General features: G+C 58.9%; 9 protein-coding genes. 5 read left to right on the top strand and 4 right to left on the bottom strand.

Going from position 1 to position 7,042, the window contains the following annotated elements; genetic code table 11:
- Position 1: 1 nt before the first annotated feature.
- Complete coding sequence (locus NKI19_RS30105; RefSeq protein WP_352711239.1) at positions 2 to 433, bottom strand: hypothetical protein; 432 nt, start codon at positions 431 to 433, stop codon at positions 2 to 4.
- Positions 434 to 1,970: 1,537 nt separating this feature from the next.
- Entirely contained in the window at positions 1,971 to 2,153 is a 183-nt protein-coding gene (locus NKI19_RS30100) for a hypothetical protein (protein ID WP_352492791.1), read from the bottom strand.
- Between the two features lie 146 nt (positions 2,154 to 2,299).
- On the opposite strand from NKI19_RS30100, the gene NKI19_RS30095 reads away from it, so the two are divergent.
- Both NKI19_RS30095 and NKI19_RS30090 read left to right on the top strand, forming a co-directional pair.
- Complete coding sequence (locus NKI19_RS30095) at positions 2,300 to 2,503, top strand: hypothetical protein (protein ID WP_352492792.1); 204 nt, start codon at positions 2,300 to 2,302, stop codon at positions 2,501 to 2,503.
- A 283-nt stretch (positions 2,504 to 2,786) separates the two neighbouring features.
- Positions 2,787 to 3,086 (top strand): DUF1236 domain-containing protein, encoded by a 300-nt coding sequence (locus NKI19_RS30090; RefSeq protein ID WP_352509916.1) that lies wholly within the window; start codon positions 2,787 to 2,789, stop codon positions 3,084 to 3,086.
- Positions 3,087 to 3,300: 214 nt separating this feature from the next.
- On the opposite strand, the gene NKI19_RS30085 is transcribed toward NKI19_RS30090, so the two are convergent.
- Positions 3,301 to 3,687: a VOC family protein gene (locus NKI19_RS30085; protein WP_352492794.1), complete on the bottom strand. Its 387-nt coding sequence runs from the start codon at positions 3,685 to 3,687 to the stop codon at positions 3,301 to 3,303.
- A 474-nt stretch (positions 3,688 to 4,161) separates the two neighbouring features.
- On the opposite strand from NKI19_RS30085, the gene NKI19_RS30080 reads away from it, so the two are divergent.
- On the top strand, positions 4,162 to 4,392 hold the full coding sequence (locus tag NKI19_RS30080; RefSeq protein ID WP_352492795.1) for a hypothetical protein: 231 nt from the start codon (positions 4,162 to 4,164) through the stop codon (positions 4,390 to 4,392).
- Between the two features lie 113 nt (positions 4,393 to 4,505).
- Positions 4,506 to 4,721, top strand: coding sequence for a ribbon-helix-helix domain-containing protein (locus NKI19_RS30075; protein ID WP_352492796.1), 216 nt, complete (start codon positions 4,506 to 4,508; stop codon positions 4,719 to 4,721).
- Between the two features lie 220 nt (positions 4,722 to 4,941).
- On the opposite strand, the gene NKI19_RS30070 is transcribed toward NKI19_RS30075, so the two are convergent.
- Positions 4,942 to 5,622 carry a GntR family transcriptional regulator gene (locus NKI19_RS30070; protein WP_352492797.1) on the bottom strand — a complete coding sequence of 227 codons (681 nt, stop codon included), beginning with the start codon at positions 5,620 to 5,622 and terminating at the stop codon, positions 4,942 to 4,944.
- 233 nt (positions 5,623 to 5,855) lie between these two features.
- On the opposite strand from NKI19_RS30070, the gene NKI19_RS30065 reads away from it, so the two are divergent.
- Positions 5,856 to 6,983 carry a sugar ABC transporter substrate-binding protein gene (locus tag NKI19_RS30065; RefSeq protein WP_352492798.1) on the top strand — a complete coding sequence of 376 codons (1,128 nt, stop codon included), beginning with the start codon at positions 5,856 to 5,858 and terminating at the stop codon, positions 6,981 to 6,983.
- The last annotated feature ends 59 nt before the right edge of the window (positions 6,984 to 7,042 follow it).

Below are 7,042 nucleotides of genomic sequence, written 5' to 3'. Positions count from 1 at the left end.
TTCAACTTCGCCAAAACCGCCGCAGCCTGATCCGCCCGGACGCGTCCATCTGAAAGCGACCGTCGTTGAAAGGCGGCGTCGACGTGCGGGGAAATGAGCGCTTTCTCTTTTGCAGTGTCTGAGGATTTGGCCCCGACCTGTTCTCGCGGTCCAGCAACGCCACAATGCTCGTTCCGTCAGGAGCGATAAACCCGTTCTCGTCCAATATCACCGGCCTGTCGCCGCCGCTGCGGATCACCACCCAAGATAACGAGCCCGGCAGGAAATGGGCCGGAACATTCGCGATCAGCCGCCTCAAGGCCACGGAAAGCCCGCTGGCCGTATCTGCCACTTCGCCCTGGCGCTCCAGCGTGGTTTGAGCGGCAGCGTTCCATTCGACCACCTTCCTCTCGCGGTTCAGCACGAGATAGCCGCAGCCGATGCGATCAAGCATGCCGGTTATGGATTCCAGGCTGCGTGCTCTTGGCTCCCCGACCCCTGCGCGCAGTCGATCTGATGGACGATCTGAATAGGAATAAGAGGGCCCCTTCGTACGCGCCTCACGGTCATACTTGGTCCTCATCACAATGTATCGGTTGCCAGCTGCAGCTTCAGTGTGTCTATCGATCAGAGTCATTTTCTACCCCTGCCCAAAGTTTCACCAGCCCGAAGCAAATGGATTTCTCAACCACGCTTCCACAATACGTGTTTCTATACGAACCAAATTGAAGATTGTCGTTAGCTTCGCATCCAGAAACTTATCTCGGAATGCATTTCTTAAGATTTATTCATGCCGCCAAGCTGCCGATAGTATTCCTGCTCCCCTGTTTCCGACACCACCCAGCCCTCCCACGAAAGGGCAAGATTAGGAACTTCGTACAGCTCTTTTATCTCAAAACTGACCATAAATATGGGAGATCCCCATGACCACCACCGCCACCACGCCCCGCTCAACGAGCGTTACGAGCACCACCGAGTCAGCCAAGCCCTATCGCGGACGGCGGATGTCAATTTCCCGAAAAGCTCAACCTCAGGGGGCAATCTGCCTACGGTCTGCAGGACTAGCATCAACAGAAAAAACCCAAAGAACGACCCAAGAACCCCCGCCACCATAGCGGTGCGACGCTTGCCTCGCATGCTTCCTCCCTAGAAAGCGCTTCTCCCTCAGGGGGTAGACATCGCTGCCAGCTAGAAAGCCAGCTAATTGTCGTGGGGGTGTTGCTTGCTCGACCACCAGATCAGGTAGATTGATCCGATCCTAAGCACCGGGACGCGCCTGTCGCGCTCACGGGTACGCAACTCGCTAGGTTTTCACCTTCAGAGGCGCGACAACGCAAAGTTCACCTGGCCCGGCCAAGCGCCGACTATTTGACAAGCGCGCAAATGGCATATGCTGTCAGCGTCCAAGCTGTTGGGAGCGTAGTGGCTACATGCGCTTGTGCTACCCACCCCGGAGCTGGGGAAGTAACCGGCAAGCTCCTAGAAATTAGAGCATTTGAATTTGACGCGCTGGCACCGCCACCTATCACGACTTTTGGCTTGGGACACCAAGCCTGTGCGGATTTGTCTGGGCTTGTATCACTCGCGCTTGCATAGTGGGTGATTTCCCAACCGCTGACGCCGTCCTTCCCCGCTGGACCCTCAGCCCCCATTGCACCTTTAGGACCCTGCTTGCCGGGCAGACCTGGTGGACCGACAGGCCCTTGGGGCCCTGGGGGGCCCGCCGTTGCGCAACCTGCAAGCAACGCGACACATGCTAGAGTGGTAATAATTCTCATGACCACCTCCCCGGTTTCCCGGTGAGTTTGACGACAAAAACATTCGCCAAATCGAGCGAATGTATCACCACGCGATTGTCGTGGATAGGAACGCGGTCGGCGGCTAACGGAACGTCGTATATGCGCCGTGACGACGGGCAGCCAGCAATCGTGGCGTAGAGTGTTGACGCGCTTTCCTGCGCCGGTCGTTTCGGCGCTCTGATCATCCGCTCCTTAGAGAAATGCTTCGCCCTCAGCGCGATGCGCGAAACAAAACCAATGCGACGCCTGCTTAGGTTTGGCGAAACCCCATCCTGCATCCTTGCCGCAGTCGGGGTGTTCGCATCGGTGATGCTGAATGCCCGGGCGTGTGACTGGCTCGAAGGCACCTGGAAGGCGGATCAGTTCATCGCTCATGGGTAGTTCCTCGGCTCAGATCCGTCGAAAGATTCCACAGCCGGCCTTGACGATCAAGGAAAATGTTCCTTTTTTGTTCTCATGGCGCACGATCCGATCGACACGCTGGGCAAGGCGACCCGGCACAACATGCTTGTGAAGGCAGAGTGCAGTTTGGCGTCGATCCCCTAAAGCTGAAGTTCGATTGCAGCCGCTGCAAGCCGACGGTGAAGATCACGCTTCTCGACGAGGTGCATTCAGCGCTTGATCGGTCCGACCGCGCCCAACAGGCGGCGGGCTTTGGCGTTTCCTCGTGGCTAAACGCTTCGCTGCTAGGCCTCGACGACAATCCGGGGCTTCTTGGGAACTAAGGGTCCGCCTGCCAACTCCAGCAATGGCCGGCGGACCCTATCAGCGCATGAAGGGACTTTTTACGCGCCGAATCTCCTCCGGAGATGACGCTACCGACAAGCAATGGCTACGGTTGTTCCCGCCGCGTCCTGTGCACGGACCATTGCGCAGGCGGGTCAGACTTAAGTCTTACGGTCTAGTCGTTTAACCCCCGTCGAGGAACATTCGTTGGTTGGCCCGCGTTGAGGTGGGCTTGGCGGGATGAAGCTGCGTCCAAGCAAAATCTCAACAAGGAGACGGCTAATGAGAATGCATCTTTCCACCGCAGCTGCGGGATTTCTGTTGTTGGCCGGCATTGGTGCTGCTGCCGCCCAGGATGTGATCATCGAACCGCAGCAGGAAACCGTCATCAAGGAATACGTGAAGAAGCAGCCGCTCGCTTCGGTGAAAATTCCTGGAGTGGAGCTCAATATCGGCTCGCCTCTGCCGGATACAGTCGAGCTTCATGAAGTGCCGAACGTCAAATACCGTTATGTGGTGGTCGACAACCGGACCGTTCTGGTGGATCCGAGCACGCGCAAGATCATCAAGGTCTACGACTGAGCTGATCTTGGGAGCGCTGGCCCGGATAGCAATCGTCAATAGTCCGGGTCAGCCGCTCGAGAGTTTCGATTATCGCCTGCAAACGCCTCGCCTTCATGCACCCGTGGGTCGATAAAGCAAGTGAACGCATCCTCGCTCGGCAGAAACAGGTGAGTTCGATGGCCCCTCGCACGAGTTGGCCGCCGTGCTGCCACCGGATCGATTGTTGAAGAGATCAGGTGTTTTCGTCAATTTGTGCCAGACCGACGAGGGTACCCTCCGGATCTCGGAACTGGCCAATCGTCAGCGGGGTGCCGGGCGAGCGTTCCGGCCCAAGAACTCGTGACCCGCCCAACTGCTCTGCTTTGGCCAAGTATGTCTCGATATCGCTTACGCTGACGTAAATGATGGTGTGTGGATCAAAATTCCTCCCGCCTCCAACACCCCCTGCCACCGGTTGAGCCCCGGGCGGGGCGAGGAAGCCATAGTCGCCTGCGTCGGAAACAAGCGGCGACACCGCTCCGCCGACCTCGAATTCCCATCCGAAGAGTTGCGCGTAAAAGCGCCGCAGATTCGCTGGATTGCGCCCAATTATTTCAAAGTGGATGATCGGTCTGGCCATTGGTCCACCTCTTTAGCGCGCGTAAAACAGCTACCGCTCGACTGTTAGCGGCTGATGCAGCGGCTCGGCGTGGTGAGGCATCTGTCAGAAGTCGTGCGCGTCGAAATTCTGCCCGCACACCGGGCAATGGATGAAATGCTTGGGTTGTCAATCCTGACGCGTTTCATGTGGCCCATGTGGCGCCCGTCTGGCAATCGTCAAGGCCGGCGTATGCGCATCGTCGGGCGAGCAATGACGATCTGCGTGACCTTGGCGTTTCCTTCTGCGTCACGTTGTCGGTCGCGATCCGCCGCCTGAGGCTGGTGCGAGGTTGCTTGGCGAAAATTGAGCGCCGCGCCGGCGATTGTTGCCCAGACTTTCGCGGCGTCGTTCCACTGAGGTTTGCATTCGACGCGTGCTATATGAGCTGTGGTCAAGCCATTGGCCCCGCGGGCATCCGGCGGGATTTTGTTCGTGACCCAGGAGACACTCGGCATGAGTAACGTCGTAACGCTTCATGGTGACAAGCGCTGGAAGGTGGTTCTAGTCTACGCCCACCAGAACGGCCCCATTGCGATTGAGCATTTTCTAGAAGAGATTTCCGAGCTTCATAACGTCATTGAACACGGACCGGACTGGAATACCCTGATCACGTGCACGGTGACAATCAACCGCACGGACGGTGGTGAGGAACAGAACAGCCAGGAAAAGGAGGCGCATCGGTAAAATCGGGAACCGTCTTATCCAGGCTGCCGAGATCGAGCGCGCCAGCCATGTGCGTGTAGAGCCGGCCGCGCATGGTAGTCATCAGCTTGCGAGGCATATCATTGGAGTGTGCGATGCGAGCCCTTATCGACTTGAACTATGCCCAGGTTGAAGCCCTCGACAGTCTTGCCAAACGGGCGCGCCAATCCCGTGCGGCCCTGATCCGAGCAGCAATAGACGATTATCTCGACCGCCATCATCGCGAACAGGTCGAGGATGGCTTCGGCCTGTGGGGTAAGCGCAAGGTTGATGGGCTGGCTCATCAGGAGACAGTGCGCCGCGAATGGTAGGCGCGATTTTCGACACCAATATCCTCATCGACTATCTGAACGCCGTCCCCCAAGACTCGCGAGGAAATCGAGCGGTTCGAAAGCCGTGCAGTCAGGATTATCACCTGGATGGAAGTGAGTGGGCGCAAAAGCCGATCTGGCCGGCGGCCGCTATGCCTCAGACGGACATATTCGTGCCTAGCGGCGGCTCGCCGCTGTACCGGAGCGACTTCGAGGAATGTTACTTCAGCAGTTTGATCAGCACTGTGAAGGCCGCGTCGATGTCGGCGCGAACCGCCGCCCGGACCGCTTCCGCATTGCGGTCTCGCAGCGCTGCAAACATCTGCTGATGGTGCTGGTTGGCGGTCGAATAGTTTCCAGAATCGTGCAGCATGTTGAAATAGGGGCTGATCTGCAGCCACAGGTTCTCGATGATGCTGAGCATGTTTTCCGAGCCCGCGACCCGGTAGATGGAAAAGTGAAACGCGTAATTGGCCCTGAGATAGGATTTGACGTCGCCGGCGGCATTGGCCTGCTCGAGTGCCTCCAGATGCTGGCCCAGCAGCATCACGCCGCGATCGTCAATGCGTTCTGCGGCCCATGCGGCGGCGATCGCCTCGATCTCGAACCTGACGTTCCTGAGATCGATAAGCCGCGCACGGCTTAATGCCGGGATGCCGATCGAACGGCCGGAAACCACCATCAGGGCGTTGGCGGCGCTCAGACGCCGCAGTGCCTCGCGAACCGGCATCGGGCTGACGCCGAAAGCATCGGCGAGGCTCTGCACCGTTACCATCTCACCTGGAACGATGCTGCCGTCGAGGATCAACTCGGTAACGTGCCGGTAAACCCTGTCCTGCAGGGTTTCCCTGGACAGCGGCGTGATTTCGACGCCTGCCTTCCTGAATGCCGCCCCAGCCATTTCTGCCAACCTTCCCCCATTCGGGCGACGCTCTTGTCACCCCCGGCGCCTGTGCCCGGAATGCAAGGTTCGAATTGCCGCGTCAAGCGCCCGCGTGTCTGGCCTTTTTGCTTCTCGGCCATTTCATCATTGATCTTTGATCAAATCATGATACGGTCAGCCGCATCGAATGACAAGGCGTACGTTTGTATCCTTGGGAGGCATTCGGTCGTCTGAACTGGGAGGAGTTTCGTATGGGTATCGGATCGAAGGCCCGGCGGCTTGCGCTGCTTGCCGGCATGGCTGTTTGCGCTTTTGGGATGTCCGCCGCCGAAGCGGCCGGAAAGCACAAGATATTTCTCAGCATGAGCTTCATCGGCAATGATTGGCAGGCCGAGGCCGCCAACATGGTCAAGGCGATGGCGTCGCACAAGAGCATGGCCGACAAGGTGGACCTCCAGGTCCAGGTCGCGGGGCCGAACGCACAGCGCCAGATCCAGCAGATCAATGCCATGGTCCAGGCCGGCGCTGAAGCCATCGTGATTTTCCCGATCTCGCCGACCGCGCTCAACCAGGTGGTGAAGAACGCCTGCGATAAGGGCGTGAAGGTGTTTGCCTATGATGCCGAGATCACGGAGCCTTGCGCCTACAACGTCCATATCGACCAGGAAGAGGCTGGCCGCGTAACGGCGGAGTGGCTGGTCAAGAAGCTCAATGGCAAGGGCAACATCATCGCGGTGACCGGCGTTCCCGGCACCTCGGTCGATGATCTGCGCACCAAGGCCGCGAAGGAGGTGTTTGCCAAGCATCCCGACATCAAGATCGTCGGCGAGGCTGTCGGCATGTGGAGCCAGGCGGTGGCCCGTACCGAACTTTCCAAGATATTGGCGACGCGCAGTTGGGACGACATCAACGGGCTTTGGATGCAGGTCGGCTGCTTCACCGCCAATTCCATGCAGCTCGAGGCTGGCAAGAAGACCAGCGAACTCCTGCCTTGCGCCGGCGAGGGTTCCAATGGCGGGCGTATCCAGATGCTGCCGGAGGGCACGGAGGTCGAGGGCGCGACGTCTCCCTATGCGCCGCTCGGCGCCTCGCGCATTTCCTACGCCTCGCCGCCTTATTCCGGGGCACTCGCTCTCAAGCTTGCCGTCGAGGCGCTTGAAGGCAAGGACGTTGCCAAGAAGACGATCCTGCCGCTGCCGATCGTCACCAGCGAGACGATAAAGCTTTGCGACGAGGGCACCTGGGCGGAGATGAAGGCTGGTTGCAACGCGTTCAAACCGTCGCTGGTCTCGAACCCAGGCTGGTTCGCCTCGATCTTCTCCGATCAGACACCCGAAATCGGTCTCGCGGCCGCCCTTGTCGGCCAGCCCGAGCAGTAGGCCCTCCGAAGTGGGCCGTGGGGTGCTTTCGAGGCACTCCACGCACGCACCCTCATGCA

This window comes from Mesorhizobium sp. M0751, assembly GCF_040320265.1.
Classification (GTDB): Bacteria; Pseudomonadota; Alphaproteobacteria; order Rhizobiales; family Rhizobiaceae; genus Mesorhizobium.
This window is presented reverse-complemented; position numbering and strand designations above follow the sequence as displayed.

What these genes read in the sequence shown, in the direction of transcription:
- NKI19_RS30075 (WP_352492796.1), top strand. Translation starts at nt 4,506, where the DNA reads ATGCGAGCCCTTATCGACTTGAACTATGCCCAGGTTGAAGCCCTCGAC.
- NKI19_RS30070 (WP_352492797.1), bottom strand. Translation starts at nt 5,622, where the DNA reads ATGGCTGGGGCGGCATTCAGGAAGGCAGGCGTCGAAATCACGCCGCTG.
- NKI19_RS30090 (WP_352509916.1), top strand. Translation starts at nt 2,787, where the DNA reads ATGAGAATGCATCTTTCCACCGCAGCTGCGGGATTTCTGTTGTTGGCC.
- NKI19_RS30105 (WP_352711239.1), bottom strand. Translation starts at nt 433, where the DNA reads ATGCTTGATCGCATCGGCTGCGGCTATCTCGTGCTGAACCGCGAGAGG.
- NKI19_RS30085 (WP_352492794.1), bottom strand. Translation starts at nt 3,687, where the DNA reads ATGGCCAGACCGATCATCCACTTTGAAATAATTGGGCGCAATCCAGCG.
- NKI19_RS30100 (WP_352492791.1), bottom strand. Translation starts at nt 2,153, where the DNA reads ATGAGCGATGAACTGATCCGCCTTCCAGGTGCCTTCGAGCCAGTCACA.
- NKI19_RS30080 (WP_352492795.1), top strand. Translation starts at nt 4,162, where the DNA reads ATGAGTAACGTCGTAACGCTTCATGGTGACAAGCGCTGGAAGGTGGTT.
- NKI19_RS30065 (WP_352492798.1), top strand. Translation starts at nt 5,856, where the DNA reads ATGGGTATCGGATCGAAGGCCCGGCGGCTTGCGCTGCTTGCCGGCATG.